A 17,631-nucleotide genomic window follows, 5' to 3' on the forward strand; every position below is an offset into this window, starting at 1 on the left:
GTCCAGTGATATACGAGCTCTGTTACGTCGGTGAAACGCGAGGACATCCTCCGAACACGTTAGCGGTATACCACTATCACTGTTCGTTGCACGGCCGGTTCTGCCCCTCCTCGCCGCCGGTGGGAGGGCCACCCACCCGACGTGGAGCCCACAGAAGATGTCTGCCAACCACCTCCCGGAGGAGCAGCCCTCCGGCACCATCGCCACCACTCTGGACAGGGCCGGGTTCACCCGCGCCCAGTTCTGGGTCCTGATGCTCATCCTGGCCGGGATGTTCTTCGACACCCTCGAGCAGAACTCGGTGGGCGCCATGGGCGCCAACCTCAAGCTCTCGCTCGGGATCACCGACACCGAGCTGACCCTGATCAACACCTTCACGGTCGTCGGCGGTCTGATCGGGCGGCTGCTCGGCGGCTGGCTGGCGGACCGCTACGGCCGGCGCACGGCGCTGTCGGTGAACCTGCTGATCTACACCCTCGGTGGGCTGATCAGCGCGGTGTCCTGGAACTACGAGGTGCTGCTGGCGAGCAGGCTGATCGTCGGCATCGGGCTCGGCGGCGAGTTCACCATCGGGATCGCGATGCTGTCGGAGATGGTCTCGACCAAGCGCCGCGGCACACTGGTGGCGGCCCTGAACATCGGTTCCGGGGGCGTCGGCAACTTCGTGTCCTACGGCCTGTTCTTCCTGCTCCTGGGTCCGCTGGCGGCGGGTCTGGGCGGAGACGACACGGTGTGGCGCTGGACCTTCCTGTTCCTGGCGGCCCCGGCGCTGCTGGTGGTCTTCTACCGCAGGCTGCTGCCCGAGACCCCGCGCTACCTGCTGTCCAAGGGTCGCGTCGCCGAGGCCAACCTGTCGCTGACCACCCTGACGTCGGACTCGTTGCGGGCACCGGAGACGCCGCCGACCGGCCCGTTGACCGAGGCCGACATCCCGGAGCGCCAGCTCAAGTCCTCGCCCGCCGCGGTGTTCGCCCGCGCGGTGCTGCCGCGCACGCTGACCCTCGGCGCGGCGTCCTGGATGGCCTTCGGCGCACAGGTCACGCTGAACTTCCTCATGCCGACGCTGCTGGTCGCCCGCGGCTACTCGATCTCCGAGAGCCTGCTCTTCACCATGATCATGAACATCGGGTCGCTGCTCGGCGCGGTCGCCGCCGCGCTGCTCGCCGGGCGGGTCGGGCGCCGCTCCGCCGTCGGGGGCGCCGCGCTGCTGGGCTGCGCCACCGCGGTCCTGTTCGCGGCCTTCGGCCACACCACGCTGTGGATCCTGGTGCTGGGCGCGGTCTTCCAGTTCTTCACGATGATCACCAACACCACGCTCGCGGTCTGGTCCCCGGAGCTGTTCCCGACGGCCGTGCGGGCCAGCGGCACCTCGATCGTCAACGGCATCGGCAACATCGCCGGGGCGGTCATGCCCTTCCTCGCCGTCGCCCTGTTCGGCACCTGGGGACTCGCCGGGGTGTTCAGCATGGTCGCGGTGATGTACGCCCTGCTCGTGATCGCCTCCCGGTTCGCCCCGGAGACCAGGGGCCGCACCCTCGAGCAGGTCAACGAGCACGCCCCGGTGCCCACGCCGGCCACCGTCTGAGAGAGGACCCCCGCCATGGACCAGCTGCGCATCTCCGCCACCGCCAACGGACTGAACTACCTGCCCGAGTACCTGGCCGACGTCACCGGGATCTTCGCCGAGGCGGGCCTGGCGGTGACCGCGCGGGACCGCGACCCGTGGACGGGGGTCCTCGACGACCTCGACTCCGGCGCCGCCGACCTGGCCCTCGGCGGGCTGTGGGTACCCGGCATGTACGCGGGCGGCCCCCGCAGGCTCACCGTCGTCGGGCAGGTCAACCACACCTGCCCCAAGGTCGTCGTCGGCCGGGCGCCGGACCCGGACTTCACCCTCGCCGACCTGCGCGGGAAGACCGTGCTCGCCCCCGGTGCCGGCGGCAGCGGCCCCTACGCCGTGACCGCCGGGCTGATCCGCGAGGCCGGCGTCGACCTCGACGAGGTGCGGTTCGTGCGGGACCTGTCCGGTCCCATGCTCGTCGAGCTGTTCCACGCCGGGCTCGGGGACGCGATCGTCCTCGACCTGGTCACCGCCATCGAGCTGGAGCGCGCGGGCCGCGGGCACGTGGTGTACCGCCACCTCGACAGCGGCGGCCTGATGCCCAACAGCGTCTACTACTGCCGCACCGACCGCGTCGAGGAGCTCCGCGACCGGATCACCCGCTTCGTCTCCTGCCTGGCCACCTCCATGGCCCGGCTGCCGGACACCCCGGCCGAGACGGTCGACGGCGTCCTCGCCGCCCGCTGGCCGGGCAAGGACATCACCGTGCTGCGCGAGGCCGTGGCGCAGATGCGGGCCGGGCGGACCTGGGACACCGTCGCGATCGACCCGGCCGCCAGTGACCGCTGGATGCGGATGCTCGCCGAGAGCCACATGGTCGTGCGCGCCCCCGGCTACGCCGAGCTGGCGGACGACAGCTTCATGAAGGCGTACCGATGACCGTGATCGTCACCGACGACGACCTCGACGGTCTGGTCGACACCGACGCCCTGATCGCCGCGGTCCGGGCCGTGCACGTCGACGAGGCCCTCGGCCGCGCCGTCCAACCCGTCCCGACGCTCACCGAGACCGGCCCGGACACCGTGCTGCTGCCCATGATCGCGACCTCGCACCGCCTCGGGCTCACCGCGGTCAAGATCCTCACCGACGCCCGGGCCAACGGGCCCGGCGACGGACCCGCCCAGCAGTCCACGATCGTGCTGCTCGACGCCCGCACCGGCGCCCGCCGCGCGGTGCTCACCGGCGGCCGGATCACCCGCGAGCGCACCGCGGCGGCCACCGCCGTGGCCACCGACGCGCTGGCCCGACCGGACGCCCGGGTGCTCGGCATGATCGGGGCGGGCCCGCTCGCCGTCGAGCACGTCACGGCGCTGCGCCGGGTCCGCGACCTGCACACGGTGCTGGTCTGGTCGCGCACCGCGGACCGGGTCGCGGAGTTCCGCACCGCGCTGCGCAAGCGCGAGGCCGCCGACGGGGTGTCGCCGATCGAGGTCCGCGCGGCGGCCGACCCGCGCGCCGCGGTCGAGGCCTGCGACGTGCTCTGCACCGTCACCCCCGCCCGCACCCCGGTCGTCGAGGGGGCCTGGTTCCGGCCCGGGCTGCACGTCAACGCCGTCGGCGCCCCGCCGCGGCCGGACCACCGCGAGATCGACTCCGCGGGCATGGCCCGGGCCACCGTCGTCGTCGACAGCCGGGAGATCCAGCTCGCCAAGTCGGGGGAGGTGCGTCTCGCGATCGCCGACGGCAGCACGACCCCCGACCACTACGCCACCGAGCTCGGTGACGTCCTCGCAGGCAGGCGGCCCGGCCGCACGGGTCCGGAGGAGATCACCCTGTTCAACTCCGTCGGCGTCGCCCTGCAGGATCTCGCCTACGCCGCCCTCGCGCTCGATCTCGGACCCTGACCGTTCCGGCTACCGTGGTCGGCGTGACCGGCTCCTTGCGTGACAGCACCTACGCCGAGCTGCGCCGCCGGATCGTGACGCTGGCCTACCAGCCGGGCGAGCGGCTCGTCGAACGCGACCTGGCCGCCGAGCTGCAGGTCTCCCGGATCCCGCTGCGGGAGGCCCTGCAGCAGCTGCAGAGCGACGGCCTGGTCGTCCTGGTGCCGCGGCAGGGCGCGATCGTCGCCCCCTTCACCGCGGACGACGTCCGGGACCTGTTCGACGTCCGGGAGTCCCTGGAGGTCCTCGCCGTCCGCCTCGCCGCCACCCGGGCGGCCGAGCCCGGGCTCGCCCGGCTGCGTGAGCAGATGGCGCTCGCGGAGGCGGCGATCGCCCGGGGGGACGATCCCGAGACCGCCGCCGCCAACTCCGGCTTCCACCGCGTGCTGGTCGACATGGCGGCCAACCCCCTGCTGTCGGCCATGATGGGGCCGCTCGCCGCCCGCACCCAGTGGCTGTTCGCGCTGACCCACCGCCGCGACCTGGTGCTGCAGTGCGAGGAGCACCACGACATCTACGCGGCGGTCGCCGGCGGCGAGGCCGACCTGGCCGCCCACCTGATGTTCGAGCACGTCACCTCCGGCCGCCAGGAGAGCATCGCGCTGGCCGCCGACTGGTCCACGGTGGACCCGGTCGCCGCCACCCGCAGCCGGCGGCGCTGACCGGTCGACCCGGAGCCGTCACCGGGCGTACCGCTCGCCCCACTCCCGCAGCGCCCCGAGGACGGGGAGTAGCTGTCGCCCCGCCTCGGTGAGCCGGTACTCGTCCCGCGGGGGGTGCTCGCTGTAGCGGTGTCGCTCGAGCAGCCCGTGTCCCTCGAGGTCGCGCAGCCGGGCGGACAGGCTCGCCCGCGGTGCCCCGGTGTGCCGCTGGATGTCGGAGAACCGGGTCACGCCGAAGCCGACCTCGCGCAGCGCGAGCAGTGCCCAGCGGTCGCCGACGACCCGCAGCGCGTCCGCCATGCCGCAGATCCGCACCCCGGTCGGTTCGAAATCTGAACTCACTGTGCTAGCGTACCGCCTTGTTGGTTCAAAATCTGAACTCAGGAGGTGCGAGATGGCGTCGGTGCTGATCACCGGAGCGTCCAAGGGCATCGGACGGGCGATCGCGAGCGAGCTGAGCCGCCGGGGACACCGGGTCGTGGCGACGGCGCGCAAGCCGGAGACCCTGGCCGATCTCGATGTCGACGGCCGACTGGCGCTCGACGTCACCGACCCGGAGAGCATCCGGGACGCCGTCGCGGCGGCCGGGGAGATCGACGTCCTGGTCTCCAACGCCGGGGAGATCTTCTACTCCGCCGTCGAGGCCATCCCGGCCGAGGAGTTCCTGCGGCTGTTCGAGCTGAACACCCTGGGTGCCCTGCGGGTGGCCCAGGCCGTCCTGCCCGGCATGCGGGCCCGGGGGAGCGGCAGACTCCTGTTCACCTCGAGCGTCGCCGGGCGGATCGTGCTGCCGCCGGGCGCCGCCTACGGCGCCACGAAGTGGGGGCTGGAGGCGCTCGCGGAGGCGCTGGCCATCGAGGTCGCGCCCTTCGGGATCCAGGTCGCCCTGCTGGAGCCGGGCGCGGTGAGCTCCGGCGCACTCGACGAGGTCAGGACCTACCGGCTGCCGGACGACCCGTACGCCGCGCTGCTGGAGCCCGGTGCGGCGCGCCGGGCGATGATGAGCCCGCACGAGGTCGCGGTCGGCGTCGCGGACGCGGCGGAGGTCGCCTCCCTGCCGCTGCGCATCCCGCTGGGCGACGCGGCGACGGCGATCCTCGCCGCGCGTCGAGCGGCACCGGACGACCGGCCGTTCGTGATCGGCCGTACCTGAGCCCCCGTCGGGACCGCCCACCACTCATCGACCAGGGAGAACGAGACCATGCCCACCGTCACCGTCGGGACCGAGAACGGCGTCCCCATCGAGATCCACTACACCGACCACGGATCGGGCCGCCCGATCGTGCTGAGCCACGGGTTCCCGCTGGACGGCACCTCGTGGGAGCCGCAGGCCATCCCGCTGCTCGAGGCCGGCTACCGCGTCGTCACCTACGACCGCCGCGGCTTCGGCCGGAGCAGCAGGCCGACGACGGGGTTCGACTTCGACACCTTCGCCGACGATCTCGCCGCCCTGCTGGCCCACCTCGACCTGCGGGACGCGACCCTCGTCGGCCACTCGATGGGGACGGCCGAGATCGGGCGCTACGTCCGCAGGCACGGGACGGACCGGGTGCGTTCCCTCGTCATGCTCTCGGCGTTCGGTCCCCAGCTCGTCGCGTCCGACGACGATCCGGCGGGCATCCCGGCCGAGGTCTTCGCCGGCATCCAGGGCCTGATCCGCCGCGACCGCTTCCAGTACCTGGAGAACTACCTCCTCCAGCACTACGTCGCGGCGCAGAACCTCGGCTGGCGCATCAGTCGGGCGGCGCTGAGGCAGAACTTCCGCGTCGCCGCCGACGCCGGTGCGTACGCCACCCTCCACTGCGTCGACTCGTGGCAGGAGGACTTCCGGGACGACCTGCGGGCGATCGAGGTGCCGCTCCTGGTGCTGCACGGCACCGAGGACACCAACATCCCCATCGTGTTCGGCGCCCGCAGGGTGCCCGAGTTCGTGCCCGCGGCGGAGGTCGTCGAGATCGAGGGCGGACCGCACGGCATCGCCGTCACCCACGCGGAGATCGTCAACCCGGCTCTGCTCGAGTTCGTCGGGCGGCCCCCCGCCTGCGATCCCGTCGGCTCGGCGCCCGGACCCGCGGACTGACCGCCGGGCCGGTCCTGCGGTGCGGTGCGCCCGGACACGCGTCGGGGAGCTCGGCGTGCACGCGGGCGGCGGGCGTCGTCAGCCGCCGGTCGCCACCGTCGCGGCGAGGCCGCCGTCGACCGGGAGGAGGACGCCGTTGACGTACGCGGCGGCGTCGGAGGCCGGGAACACCGCCGCGTGGGCCACGTCCCAGGGGGTGCCCATCCGGCCGGTCGGGCTGGCGGCGTTCCGGTCCGCCCGGGCGCGGACGGCGTCGTCGAGGTGCAGCTGGGCGCCGACCAGCGGCGTGTCGATCAGGCCGGGCAGGATCGCGGGCCGGCGTGCCGAGCGGCGCCGCACCCGGACAACCGTCCGCTGACGAGCGGACCCGACCGCGATCCCGACAGAGTGTCGGACGGCGACGCCGCTGCGATGGGTCGTCAGGACCGCGGAGACGGCCTGCCCGTCGTCCTGGTTGCGTCGCTCGGCAAGCGTGCCCGGGACGACGGGCCCGAGGCCGTGCTGAAGCCCCGGTCGCGGTGGCCGGCCGAGCGATCGAGGCACCGGCGGTCGTGGGGCGGGCCGTCTGGAGGCGTCCGGGCTTTGACCACCGCCCGATCAGCGTGCACGCCAAGACGGCCGCGGTGGGCCTGGCGGCGGCGCCTTCCACGGCGGCGGTGGCGCGGATCTTTCGCGAGACCTGAGACGTCGCCTCGAGGAGCGGTGGCGGAGAGGTGAAGGAGTCGAACAGATGTTCGCGTCAAGTGCTCTGAGCTGCTACTATGGCTGCATGGTCACAACCCTGGCGGATTCTCCTGCGGCGACACGTGTCGTGCCGTCGCGGGAGGAGCGGGCCGCGGGGTTCGGGCGGATCGAGCGGCTGGTCGCGCTGCGGAACCGGATCGACGCGGAGATCGCCGAGGAGGTCCGGGCGGCGGCGCAGCGGGAAGTCGAGGCCCGTCTGGAGGAGGCGCTGGCCGATCCCGAACGGATCGAAACGAGCATCGTCGGGCAGCTCGGGCTCGCCCTGCGCATCTCGCCGACACGGGCACGCACTCAGCTGCGGCTCGCGCGGGACCTGCACGCCGGGCTGGACACGATCCGGGAGGCGTTCGCGGCCGGGGAGCTCGACGAGCGTCGGGTCGCCGCGATCGTCGCCGCCGCCAGACACCTCGACCCCACCCCACGCGCCGAACTGGACCAGCGCCTCGCCGCGCACGACCGGCCCCTGCTCGGGGTGCGACGGATCACCGACCTCGCCCGGACGATCGCGGCGGCGGTGGCACCGGAGACGTTCGCCGAACGCGCCCGTGCCGCCCGCCGCGACCGGCACGTGTCGATCAGCCCGGCCGAGGACGGCATGGCCCTCATCAGGGCGTTGCTGCCCATGGAACAGGCCATCAGCTGCTACGCGGCGCTGCGCAAGGCGGTCACCGAACACTGGGTGTCCTCGGAGCCGGTCACCCGCACCCGCGGGCAGATCATGGCCGACACCCTCGTCGAACCCCTCACCGGACAGACCGCCGCGACCCCGGCGCAGGTGGAGATCCAGGTCCTGGTGCCGGTGGAGTCGCTGCTGGACCCCGACTCCCCGCTGCCCGCGGAGATCCCCGGGTTCGGCCCCACCGCGCTGCTGGACGAGGCCCGCTGTGTGGGCTGGCGGAGGCTGGCCACTCGAGACGGCATCGTCATCGGCGGCGACTCCCGCCGCCGCGCCTTCGGCAGGGTCCTCGCGGACTGGATCCGCGCCCGGGACCGCGGCCGCTGCACCGGACCGGGCTGTGACGCCCCGATCGAACATCTCGACCATCGCCGACGCTGGTCCGAGGGTGGTGCGACGAGCTTGGGGAACGGTCGCGGCACCTGTGCCTTCCACAACCAGGTTCGCGAACAGGCCGGGTGGAGCGTGGAGGGGGCGGCGACCGTCACGCCGACCGGGCGCCGATATGCCTTGCGGTTGTAGGTCTGGTGACCCGAGACGTCGTCGACGGGCCGCATGCGTGCCGCCGCCCGGATCGCCGACACCACATCCAGGGCGGGACGGGTGCCTCGCCGCCCGGTCGGGCCGCCGGGGCCGCCTCTAGTCCGGCGGGTGAGCTCGGAGGTCCAGCATTCCGGAGGAGCCCACCACGGGCGCCGAGAGGAATCTCCGTGGCGCGGATCCGACAGACTGTCGCACTCGGGTCGCGACGCTCAGTCCGACCGGCGCTCGGCCAGCGCGGTGAGCCACTCGATGAGCAGCGTCGTCTGGGTGCGGCCCAGCACGTCGGGGTGTGCGGCGGCGATCTCCATCGCGGCGGCGAGCGGGTCGTCCCGCAGGGCGCCGGTGCCGGTGATCGCCGCGATCACGCCCTCCCGCACGGCTGCCGACAGCGCCGGGTCCGGGGTCGCGAGGACGATCTGGCGCAGGGTCACGCCGATGTTCGCGACGAGGACGTGCGCCGCCGCCTGCTCCGAGGGCACCACGAGCCGGTGCTGCGCCGCGGCCCGACCGGTCAGCGCGCGCAGGATCTCGCTCGGGCGGGCCTGTGCGGCAGGGGAGTGGCCGGGTCGGACCTTGCCGTACATCAGCGTGTAGAAGCCGGGGTTCGCCAGCCCGAAGGCGACGTGGACGTCCCAGCCCGCCCGGATGTCCTGGATCGGGTCCCCGGAGGACTCGGTCGCGGCCTTCCCGCCGAGGTAGAGATCGAAGCCGTGCTCGACGACCGCGTCGACGAGGCCCTGCTTCGAGCCGAAGAAGTGATACAGCGTCGGCAGCTTCACGCCCACCGCGTCGCACACCGCGCGCAACGAGAAGTCCTCGCCCGGCGTGGCGGCGATCAGGTCCACGGCCGCGGCGATCAGTCGCTGCCGGGTGTCACCTCCCGCGTGCTCCGCCACGCTGCTACGGTAGCCCCTGTATCGATGATACTTCGATGCATATCAGCGTTAGGGGAAGCACATGGTCGAGCACACGCTCCAGGGCAAGAACGTTCTCGTCGGTGGCGGGGCGAAGAACCTCGGTGGGCTGATCGCCCGCCAGGTGGCCGCGGCCGGCGCGAACGTCGCGATCCACTACAACTCCGACTCGAGCCGGGCGGAGGCCGAGGAGACCCTCGCGGCCGTCGAGGCGCTCGGGGTGAAGGGGGCGATCTTCCAGGGTGACCTCACGGTCCCGGCGAACGTCGCCGCGCTGTTCACCGCCGCCGAGTCGGCGATCGGGACCATCGACGTCGCGGTGAACACGGTCGGCAAGGTGTTGCGCAAGCCGATCCTGGAGACCACCGAGGACGAGTACGACTCGATGTTCGACATCAACGCCAAGGCCGCGTACTTCTTCATCCAGGAGGCGGGCAGGCACCTGGCCGACGGCGGGAAGATCATCACGATCGTCACCGCCCTGCTGGCCGCCTTCACCGACGGGTACTCGACCTACGCGGGCGGCAAGTCGCCGGTCGAGCACTTCACCCGGGCCGCGGCCAAGGAGTTCGCGGGTCGGGGCATCTCCGTCACGGCGGTCGCGCCGGGCCCGATGGACACCCCGTTCTTCTACGGCCAGGAGACCCCCGAGCGCGTGGAGTTCCACAAGTCCCAGGCCATGGGCGGGCAGCTCACCCAGATCGAGGACATCGCCCCGATCGTGCGGTTCCTGGCGTCCGAGGGCTGGTGGATCACCGGCCAGACGATCTTCGCCAACGGCGGGTACACCACCCGCTGACCGCGATCCCGACGTGCGGAGGAGGATCCGAGCATGACCACACCGACGGTGCCCGAACCGGTGGCCTCGTTCATCGAGCACGTGAACGCCCACGACGACGGCGCGTTCCTGGACGCCTTCGTCGCCGAGGGCGTGGTCGACGACTGGGGGCGCACCTTCACCGGGCGGGCCGCCATCAAGACATGGAGCGACAAGGAGTTCATCGGCTCCCGTGGCACCCTCACGGTCGAGGAGGTCGACGTCGCCGGGAGCACGGTGACCGTCGTCGGCGACTGGAGATCGAACCACGCGAACGGACGCTCCCGGTTCGTCTTCGACGTCGACGGCGACAAGATCGCCACGATGACCATCCGCGAGGGCTGACGGCCCCGTCCGGCCCGCTCCGGCGGGCCGACGTGCCCGGGTGCGGTCGGCGGAGCAGACTGCGCCCGTGGACCAGTCCGACGCACCCACCTCGTCCGAGCCCACGACCGTCGAGTCGTGCGGGCCCGACGCCGAGGCTCCGGCGGCCGGGAGCCCGGCGCCGCCGCCCGCGCGAGACGATCTCCATCCCGCGGCGCACGGCAGCGGCTGGGGCGGGCTCGTGCTGGGTGCGCTCGGCATCGTGTTCGGGGACATCGGCACCAGCCCGCTCTACGCCGTCCAGACGGTGTTCTCGATCGACGACGGCGCGGTGAAGCCGACGGTGGACGACGTCTACGGCGTCGTGTCGCTGATCTTCTGGGCCGTGACGGTCGTGGTCACGATCAAGTACGTGACGCTGGTGCTGCGGGCGGACAACGACGGCGAGGGCGGCATCATGGCGCTCGCCGCGCTGGTCCAGAGGGTGTCGCGGCCCTTCGCCCGCCGCGCCGCCGTCGCGTTGGCCCTCGGCGTGGTGGGCGCGTCGCTGTTCTACGGCGACTCGCTGATCACCCCGGCCATCTCGGTGCTCTCGGCCGTGGAGGGCCTCGAGATCGCCCGGCCGCAGCTGGCCGAGCTGGTGCTGCCGGTGGGCCTGGGCATCCTGACGCTGCTGTTCGTGGTGCAGCGCTGGGGGACCCACCGGGTGGGGCGGCTGTTCGGGCCGGTGATGGTGCTGTGGTTCCTCACGCTGGCCGTGCTGGGGATCCCGCACATCGTCGCGCACCCCGGCGTGCTGCTCGGCCTGTCCCCGACGTACGCGGTGGCGTTCATCGTCGACCACCCGTTCACGGCGTTCCTGGCGATGGGCGCCGTCGTGCTGGCGATCACCGGTGCCGAGGCGCTCTACGCGGACATGGGCCACTTCGGCCGCCGCCCGATCCGCGTCGTCTGGTTCGCCCTGGTCTTCCCGGCGCTGATCCTGAACTACCTGGGCCAGACGGCGCTGATCGTCGAGGACCCGTCCGCCGCGCGGAGCCCGTTCTACCTCCTGGCGCCGGGCTGGGCGCAGCTACCCCTGGTGGTGCTGGCGACCCTGGCCACGGTGATCGCCTCGCAGGCGGTGATCTCCGGGGCGTTCTCGGTGTCGCGGCAGGCGGTGCGGTTGGGCTACCTGCCCGCGCTGACGGTGCGGCACACGTCCCAGCAGGAGAGCGGCCAGATCTACGTGCCCGCGGTGAACTGGCTGCTCTACGGCGGCGTGGTGGTGCTGATCGTGGTGTTCGGCAGCTCGGAGCGCCTGGCCACCGCCTACGGGTTGGCGGTGACCGGGACGCTGCTGCTCACCACGACGCTGCTGCTCGTCTACGCGGCGACGGCCTGGCGGTGGCCGTGGTGGCGGATCGCGCTGACGGCGGTGGTGTTCGGCGGGCTCGAGCTGCTGTTCTTCGCCGCGAACCTGACCAAGATCGCCCACGGCGGCTGGCTGCCGATCCTGGTGGCCGTCGTGGTGGTCACGGTGATGACGACCTGGCAGCGCGGTCGCCGGATCGTGACCGCCCGGCGCCGGGACCTGGAGGGCTCCCTGGCCGAGTTCGTGGACGAGATGCGCGACCACGAGGTGCCGCGGGTGGCCGGGGTGGCGGTGTTCCCGCACCCGACCAGCGAGACCGCGCCGCTGGCGTTGCGGGCCAACGTGCGGTTCAACCGGGTGCTGCACGAACGCGTGGTGATCGTGTCCGTGCTGACCGAGCAGGTGCCCCACGTGCCGGCGGGGGAGCGCGCGAGCGTCGACCAGCTCGGCCCGCAGGACGACGGCATCGTGCACGTCAGCGCCCGGTTCGGCTTCCAGGACTCCCAGGACATCCCGGCGGTCCTGCAGGAGGCGCGCGGGCTGTCCGACGAGCTGGACTTCGAGCCCGCCGAGGCCTCCTACTTCCTGTCCCGCATGACGATCGAGCGCGGCACCCAACCGGGCCTGCGGTCGTGGCGCAAGCGGCTGTTCATCGGCCTGGCCCACAACGCCGCCACGCCCGCGGGCTACTTCAAGCTCCCCGTGGACCGGACCGTGGTGATGGGCTCCCGCGTCGAGCTGTGACCTGCGCTGTGACCCGAGCCGTGCCCCCGCACTGTCAGCCGATCCGCTTCCGGTAGGTGGCGACGGCGAGCACGTGGCCCAGCACCAGGACGCCGACCAGCCAGCCCAGCGCCACCCAGATCCCTCCGCCGACGGGCTGCCCCGCGAACAGGGCGCGGAGCGTGTCCACGATGGACGTCACGGGCTGGTGCTCGGCGAACCACGCCACCGGGCCGGGCATCGAGTCGGTAGGCACGAACGCGGAGCTCACGAACGGCAGGAAGACCAACGGGTAGCTGAAGGCGCTCGCCCCGTCGACCGACTTCGCCGAGAGCCCGGCGATCACCGCGAGCCAGGTCAGCGCGAGGGTGAACAGGGCCAGGATGCCGACGACGGCGAGCCAGGCGCCGACCGACGCCCCGGTGCGGAAGCCCATCACCAGCGCGACGGCGACGACGACCGCGACGGAGGCGAGGTTCGCCACCACCGAGGTGAGCACGTGCGCCCAGAGCACACTGGACCGGGCGATCGGCATCGACCGGAACCGCTCGACGATCCCGCCCTTCAGGTCGAGGAACAGCCGATACGAGGTGTAGGCGACGCCGGAGGCGATCGTGATGAGCAGGATGCCGGGCAGCAGGTAGTCGACGTAGGAGCCGCCGGACCCGGTGTCGATCGCGCCGCCGAGGACGTAGACGAACAGCAGCATCAAGGCGATCGGGGTGATCGCGGTGGTGACGATCGTGTCGGGGCTGCGCAGGATGTGGCGCAGCGAGCGGCCGGTCAGGGTGCCGGTGTCCGCCAGTGCGTACGTGGTCATGAGGACTCCTCGTGGTGCGGGGCGGGGCCCACCAGGCTGAGGAAGACCTCTTCCAGGGTGGGCTGTTTCTCGACGTAGACGACCTCGGTGGGCGGCAGTAGCCGCTTCAGCTCGGCGAGGGTGCCGTGCTGCACGATCGTGCCCCGGTGCAGGATCGCGATCCGGTCCGCGAGCTGCTCGGCCTCGTCGAGGTACTGGGTGGTCAGCAGCACGGTCGTGCCGCCCCGGGCGAGGTCCTTGACGGCGTCCCACACCTCGATCCGCGCCTGCGGGTCGAGACCGGTGGTGGGCTCGTCGAGGAAGATCACCGGCGGGTCGCCGATGAGGCTCATGGCGATGTCGAGCCTGCGGCGCATCCCGCCCGAGTAGGTGGCGGCCCGGCGCGGTCCGGCGTCGGTCAGGGAGAAGCGTGCGAGCAGGTCGTCGGCGATCGCGCCGGGTGCGCGCAGGTGGCGCAGCCTCGCGACGAGGACGAGGTTCTCCCGGCCGGTGAGCATCTCGTCGACGGCGGCGAACTGCCCGGTCAGGCTGATCGACCGGCGGACGTCCGCGGGGGCGGTGGCCACGTCGAAGCCGTGCACCGTCGCGGTGCCCGCGTCCGCGCCGAGCAGCGTGGACAGGATCCGGACGAGGGTGGTCTTGCCCGCGCCGTTGGACCCCAGGAGGGCGACGATGCTCCCGGCGGCCACGTCGAGGTCGACGCCGCGCAGGACCTCCAGGTCGCCGTAGGACTTCCGGATGCCGCGGGCCCGGATCGCGGTCTCGGTGCTCACTTCTGCTCACTCCGTTCGGCGTCCTCGATCGCCCGCGTGAAGCGGGCCCGCTCCTTGTCGATCCAGTGCTCGGCCTCGTAGGCCCGCGCGAAGTCCTCGGCGAAGCCGACGGGGTCGTCACCGACGATCTCGCGGACCGGGGTGCCGTCGGTCGCGGCGCGCTCCCACAGGTCGGCCAGGTCGGTGTGCAACGTGATCAGGATGTCGCCGTCGACGATGCCCCCGAAGTACGTCAGGTACCGCTGCATCGCCTTCGCGGCCGTGCCGTAGGGCTCGGGCAGGCCCGCGATGCGGTCCCGGTCCCGGCGGTACTGCTTCTTCTGCTCGAGCGACCCGGTCAGGGTGTCGATCCACTTGGCGGCCATCAGGTCTCCTTCGTCGTCAGGTGTTCGGTGCGGAGCCGTTCGATCCGCGCGGTGAGGGAGTCCCAGGTGGTCCAGAACTCCTCGAGCTGCGCGCGGCCTCGCGGGTTGAGCGTGTAGACCTTGCGCGGCGGGCCCTTCTCGGAGGGGACCTTCTCCACGTCCACCAGGCCGCGCTTCTCGACCCGGATCAGCAGCGCGTACACGGTCCCCTCGACGATGTCCGCGAAGCCCTGCTCGCGCAGCCGCGCGGTGATCTCGTAGCCGTAGGCCGGGCGCGCGGACAGCACCGCGAGGACGATGCCTTCGAGCGTGCCCTTGAGCATCTCGGTCATCTGGTTCGCCATCGCTCACCTCCCATCTACTCGGTGACGCTGACTACCGGTATGAAGCTACACCGAGTACCGGTACTCCGCAACACTGAATAGCGGCCCGGCGCGCGGCCGCTCAGCGCGCCGGGCCGCTCGACTCCCGCGGGATGAGCGTGGCGGGCAGGAGCGTGGCGGTCTCGCTGGGACTCACCTCGTCCAGGGCGGCCTGCATGAGCTGCCAGGCGCGGCGGCCGAGCTCCTCGCGGGGACTGCTGGCCGTGGTGAGGGTGGGGGAGATGTGGCGACCGATGGCGATGTCGTCGAAGCCGGTGACGGAGATGTCGGCGGGGACCCGGAGACCGACCTCGCGCAGTCGGGACAGGGCGCCGACCGCGGCGAGGTCGTTGAAGCAGATCAGGGCGGTGGGGTCGTGCGTGAGGGCCTCGTCGACGACGGCATGGCTGGTCTCCAGGGTGCCGTCGCCTTCGACCCGGACGGGGTCGAGGCCGAGGAGGCGTCCGCTGGTCTGCACCGCCCGCCACCGTTCGCGGTCCTGCCAGGCGAGCGCGGAGCCGGAGAGGTAGACGACCCGTCGATGGCCGTGCCGGGCGAGGTGGGCGCAGATCTCGAGCATGGCGGTGAAGCTGTCGACGCCGACCATGGGCAGGTCGATGCCCGGTTCCACGCGGTTGACCAGGACGACGGGGGTGCTCTGGCGGGCGAGCTCGCGCAGGCGCGGGAGGTCGATGCGGGAGGAGAGCAGCGCCAGGCCGTCCACGTGTCCCATGAGGTCCCAGGCGGTGGCGAACTCGTCGGCCGGGTCGCCGGTGTGATCGGCGATGAGCAGCCGGAAGCCGGAGTCGGACGCCGCGCGGTGCATGCTCTTGACGACGTCGTGGAAGTAGGCGTTGCCCAGGTCCGGCATGAGGACGCCGACGTTGCGCAGGCCGCCGAGGGCCAGGCCGCGCGCCGCCTCGCTGGGACGGTAGGAGAGGTCCTCGGCCACGCGGCGCACCCGTTGGGCGAGCTCGGGGTTGACCGTGGACACCCCGCTCATGACCCGGGAGACCGTGGCGGTGGAGACGCCCGCGGCCGCGGCGACGGTGCGGATGGTCGCCTTGCGCGCGGCGGACGAGGTCGGCGTCGTGTCGCTGGCCACGCGGTGCCTCCCTCATTTCCCGGGCCGGGACCGGGGTCCCGATGGTAGGCGGTCCGGCACATCGCCGACCCACGGCCCGGGGAGGTCGCGCGGCCGTGCGACGGCGCCTCGCGGGCCGTGTCCTGCGAGGCGCCGTCGGGCGGGGATCAGGTGTGCCGCAGCGCGTCGACGGCGTCCCGATGGTCCTCGAGGTCACGGCCCTTCGGATCGGGGGTGACGAAGGTGGTGGCGACGGTGATCGCGCAGAGGAGCGCCGTGTAGCCCGCGAGCCACACCCAGGAGCCGAGGCCCGCGCCCGGGGTGCCCGAGCCGCCGTCGGCGGCGACCACGGCCGCGATGATGCCCGCCCCGACCAGCGGAGCGACTCCGCCGGAGAGGACGGCGGACACCTCGCGGGCCACGGAGACGCCCAGGTAGCGGTGCCGGGCGCCGAACAGCTCGGTCATGAACGCGCTCTGCGAGCCGAACATGCCCCACGTGCCGATGCCCAGGGCGAGCGAGACGACCACGATGGTGAGGACCGTGCTGCCCCGGCTCAGCGCCCACCACACCGGGAAGGCCGCGACGAGCTGGAAGGTCGCGAACCCGCGGTAGACCCGGACGCGGCCGAACCGGTCGGTGAGCGCACCGGCGACCGGCACCATGATCGCGCCGAGGGTGGCGGCGAAGACGAGCGAGAGGGCGCCGATCGGACCGGTGACACCGATGGCGGCGCTGGTCACGTAGGCGACGGCGAGGGCCTGGTAGATCGACGAGGAGCCGTTCTCGGCGAGCCGGAGACCGATGCCGCGCAGCAGCGTGGGGCGGGAGTTCGAGAGCAGCTCGCGCAGCGGGTGGTCGGCGATCTGGTCGCGGGCCTCGAGCTTGCGGAAGGTGGGGGACTCCTTCAGGCGCAGCCGCAGCCAGACCGCGACGGCGATGATGACGATGCTGGCGAGGAACGGGATGCGCCAGTGCCAGGTCGCGGTGATGCTCTCCCGGCCCGCCGAGTAGAGCAGGAAGTAGATCAACGCGGCCGCGACCGTGCCGACCTGGACGCCCATGAACGGCAGGGAGGCGAAGAACCCGCGCCGTCTGCGGGGCGCGTACTCGGTCATGAGGATCGAGGCCCCGGCCATCTCCGCGCCCGCGCCGAGGCCCTGCACCACGCGGAGCAGGATCAGCAGGATCGGGGCGAGGATGCCGACCCCGCCTGCGCCGTACCAGTCGCCCTCGGCGCCGTCGTAGGTCGGCAGCACGCCGATCAGGGTGCTGGCCGCCCCCATCATGGCGACCGTGGTCATCAGGACGAACTTGCGGCCGAGCCGGTCGCCCAGGCGCCCGAAGACGATCCCGCCGATCGGCCGGACGAGGAAGCCGATGAAGTAGGTGCTGAAGCTGAGGATCAGCCCGGTGGTCGGGTCCGCGCCGGGGAAGAACAGCGGGCTGAAGATCAGGGCGGAGGCCAGGCTGTAGAGCGCGAAGTCGTAGTACTCCAGCGCGCTGCCGATCGAGCTGGCCCAGGCGGCGCGCCGCAGGTCGGCGGTGGTGACCTGGGGGTCGTGGTCGGGCGGGGCGGGGATGTCGGCCTGAACGGGCTTCGTCATCGTCATCGATCTCTCTGTGTCAGGCGGTCGGGATCAGGGTGCGGTCACGGGATCGCGTAGCCGCCGTGACCGGCACCGCGGCACCGGTCACGGAACAGGCGGCGTCTCCGCCGTCGGCGGGCCGCCCGAGCGGGCCGAGCTCGACGGCCGGGCCCGTCGTGCGCTGCAGGAGCCCGGCCCTGGTGGCGATCGCTCCCGGTCCGCCGCGGTGACCTGCTCGACGATCCGGCCCGGGAGCCCGCCCGCCCCGGACGTCCTGAGTGGAGGTCATGTCGGCAC

The 17,631-nt window shown here is 72.5% G+C and carries 20 protein-coding genes; 10 read left to right on the forward strand and 10 right to left on the reverse strand.

All coding sequences use genetic code 11. The features are described from left to right. Positions 1 to 157: 157 nt before the first annotated feature. Genes L3X23_RS32865 through L3X23_RS32880 form a run of 4 tightly spaced genes read left to right on the forward strand, consistent with a single transcriptional unit; the run spans position 158 to position 4,166 of the window. Positions 158 to 1,585: an MFS transporter gene (locus L3X23_RS32865; RefSeq protein ID WP_237197350.1), complete on the forward strand. Its 1,428-nt coding sequence runs from the start codon at positions 158 to 160 to the stop codon at positions 1,583 to 1,585. 15 nt (positions 1,586 to 1,600) lie between these two features. Continuing rightward, a complete protein-coding gene (locus L3X23_RS32870; RefSeq protein ID WP_237197352.1) occupies positions 1,601 to 2,500 on the forward strand; it encodes an ABC transporter substrate-binding protein in 900 nt (299 codons plus the stop codon). Beyond that, positions 2,497 to 3,465, forward strand: coding sequence for an ornithine cyclodeaminase family protein (locus tag L3X23_RS32875; RefSeq protein WP_237197354.1), 969 nt, complete (start codon positions 2,497 to 2,499; stop codon positions 3,463 to 3,465). The genes L3X23_RS32870 and L3X23_RS32875 overlap by 4 nt, the downstream gene beginning before the upstream one ends. A gap of 23 nt (positions 3,466 to 3,488) precedes the next feature. Further along, on the forward strand, positions 3,489 to 4,166 hold the full coding sequence (locus L3X23_RS32880) for a GntR family transcriptional regulator (protein ID WP_237197356.1): 678 nt from the start codon (positions 3,489 to 3,491) through the stop codon (positions 4,164 to 4,166). A gap of 18 nt (positions 4,167 to 4,184) precedes the next feature. Here L3X23_RS32880 and L3X23_RS32885 read toward each other — a convergent pair whose 3' ends face one another. Next, positions 4,185 to 4,508: a helix-turn-helix domain-containing protein gene (locus L3X23_RS32885; protein ID WP_237197358.1), complete on the reverse strand. Its 324-nt coding sequence runs from the start codon at positions 4,506 to 4,508 to the stop codon at positions 4,185 to 4,187. Positions 4,509 to 4,560: 52 nt separating this feature from the next. On the opposite strand from L3X23_RS32885, the gene L3X23_RS32890 reads away from it, so the two are divergent. Both L3X23_RS32890 and L3X23_RS32895 read left to right on the forward strand, forming a co-directional pair. Then, complete coding sequence (locus L3X23_RS32890; protein ID WP_237197361.1) at positions 4,561 to 5,319, forward strand: SDR family oxidoreductase; 759 nt, start codon at positions 4,561 to 4,563, stop codon at positions 5,317 to 5,319. Between the two features lie 48 nt (positions 5,320 to 5,367). After that, on the forward strand, positions 5,368 to 6,246 hold the full coding sequence (locus L3X23_RS32895) for an alpha/beta fold hydrolase (RefSeq protein ID WP_237197363.1): 879 nt from the start codon (positions 5,368 to 5,370) through the stop codon (positions 6,244 to 6,246). Positions 6,247 to 6,324: 78 nt separating this feature from the next. On the opposite strand, the gene L3X23_RS32900 is transcribed toward L3X23_RS32895, so the two are convergent. Continuing rightward, the gene (locus L3X23_RS32900) at positions 6,325 to 6,585 is read right to left on the reverse strand and encodes an SDR family oxidoreductase (protein ID WP_237197365.1); all 261 of its coding nucleotides are present in this window, start codon (positions 6,583 to 6,585) and stop codon (positions 6,325 to 6,327) included. Positions 6,586 to 7,015: 430 nt separating this feature from the next. On the opposite strand from L3X23_RS32900, the gene L3X23_RS32905 reads away from it, so the two are divergent. Then, positions 7,016 to 8,188: a DUF222 domain-containing protein gene (locus L3X23_RS32905; RefSeq protein WP_237197367.1), complete on the forward strand. Its 1,173-nt coding sequence runs from the start codon at positions 7,016 to 7,018 to the stop codon at positions 8,186 to 8,188. 230 nt (positions 8,189 to 8,418) lie between these two features. On the opposite strand, the gene L3X23_RS32910 is transcribed toward L3X23_RS32905, so the two are convergent. Continuing rightward, on the reverse strand, positions 8,419 to 9,105 hold the full coding sequence (locus L3X23_RS32910) for a TetR/AcrR family transcriptional regulator (RefSeq protein WP_237197369.1): 687 nt from the start codon (positions 9,103 to 9,105) through the stop codon (positions 8,419 to 8,421). Positions 9,106 to 9,166: 61 nt separating this feature from the next. Here L3X23_RS32910 and L3X23_RS32915 point away from each other — a divergent pair, with 61 nt between their 5' ends. The 3 genes from L3X23_RS32915 (at position 9,167) to L3X23_RS32925 (ending at position 12,362) form a co-directional block, all read left to right on the forward strand. Further along, a complete protein-coding gene (locus L3X23_RS32915) occupies positions 9,167 to 9,922 on the forward strand; it encodes an SDR family oxidoreductase (protein WP_237197371.1) in 756 nt (251 codons plus the stop codon). A gap of 33 nt (positions 9,923 to 9,955) precedes the next feature. Continuing rightward, entirely contained in the window at positions 9,956 to 10,285 is a 330-nt protein-coding gene (locus L3X23_RS32920) for a nuclear transport factor 2 family protein (protein WP_237197373.1), read from the forward strand. A gap of 67 nt (positions 10,286 to 10,352) precedes the next feature. After that, positions 10,353 to 12,362 carry a potassium transporter Kup gene (locus tag L3X23_RS32925; protein WP_237197376.1) on the forward strand — a complete coding sequence of 670 codons (2,010 nt, stop codon included), beginning with the start codon at positions 10,353 to 10,355 and terminating at the stop codon, positions 12,360 to 12,362. Positions 12,363 to 12,396: 34 nt separating this feature from the next. Here the strand turns inward: L3X23_RS32925 and L3X23_RS32930 are convergent, their stop codons facing one another. From L3X23_RS32930 to L3X23_RS32960, 7 genes are all read right to left on the reverse strand, one after another. After that, positions 12,397 to 13,161 (reverse strand): ABC transporter permease, encoded by a 765-nt coding sequence (locus tag L3X23_RS32930; protein ID WP_237197378.1) that lies wholly within the window; start codon positions 13,159 to 13,161, stop codon positions 12,397 to 12,399. Next, the gene (locus L3X23_RS32935) at positions 13,158 to 13,934 is read right to left on the reverse strand and encodes an ABC transporter ATP-binding protein (RefSeq protein ID WP_237197379.1); all 777 of its coding nucleotides are present in this window, start codon (positions 13,932 to 13,934) and stop codon (positions 13,158 to 13,160) included. Before L3X23_RS32935 ends, L3X23_RS32930 begins: the two co-directional genes overlap by 4 nt. Next, entirely contained in the window at positions 13,931 to 14,299 is a 369-nt protein-coding gene (locus L3X23_RS32940) for a DUF1048 domain-containing protein (protein ID WP_237197381.1), read from the reverse strand. The genes L3X23_RS32935 and L3X23_RS32940 overlap by 4 nt, the downstream gene beginning before the upstream one ends. Further along, positions 14,299 to 14,643, reverse strand: a complete 345-nt coding sequence (locus tag L3X23_RS32945; RefSeq protein WP_093088581.1) for a PadR family transcriptional regulator — start codon at positions 14,641 to 14,643, stop codon at positions 14,299 to 14,301. Before L3X23_RS32945 ends, L3X23_RS32940 begins: the two co-directional genes overlap by 1 nt. A 100-nt stretch (positions 14,644 to 14,743) precedes the next feature. After that, positions 14,744 to 15,766, reverse strand: coding sequence for a LacI family DNA-binding transcriptional regulator (locus L3X23_RS32950; RefSeq protein WP_237197383.1), 1,023 nt, complete (start codon positions 15,764 to 15,766; stop codon positions 14,744 to 14,746). Positions 15,767 to 15,912: 146 nt separating this feature from the next. Beyond that, positions 15,913 to 17,352 carry an MFS transporter gene (locus tag L3X23_RS32955; protein WP_237197384.1) on the reverse strand — a complete coding sequence of 480 codons (1,440 nt, stop codon included), beginning with the start codon at positions 17,350 to 17,352 and terminating at the stop codon, positions 15,913 to 15,915. 19 nt (positions 17,353 to 17,371) lie between these two features. Then, entirely contained in the window at positions 17,372 to 17,623 is a 252-nt protein-coding gene (locus tag L3X23_RS32960) for a hypothetical protein (protein WP_237197386.1), read from the reverse strand. Positions 17,624 to 17,631 lie beyond the last annotated feature (8 nt).

Origin of the sequence: Pseudonocardia sp. WMMC193 (assembly GCF_021728735.1) — a bacterium.
In the GTDB taxonomy this organism is placed as follows: domain Bacteria; phylum Actinomycetota; class Actinomycetes; order Mycobacteriales; family Pseudonocardiaceae; genus Pseudonocardia; species Pseudonocardia oroxyli.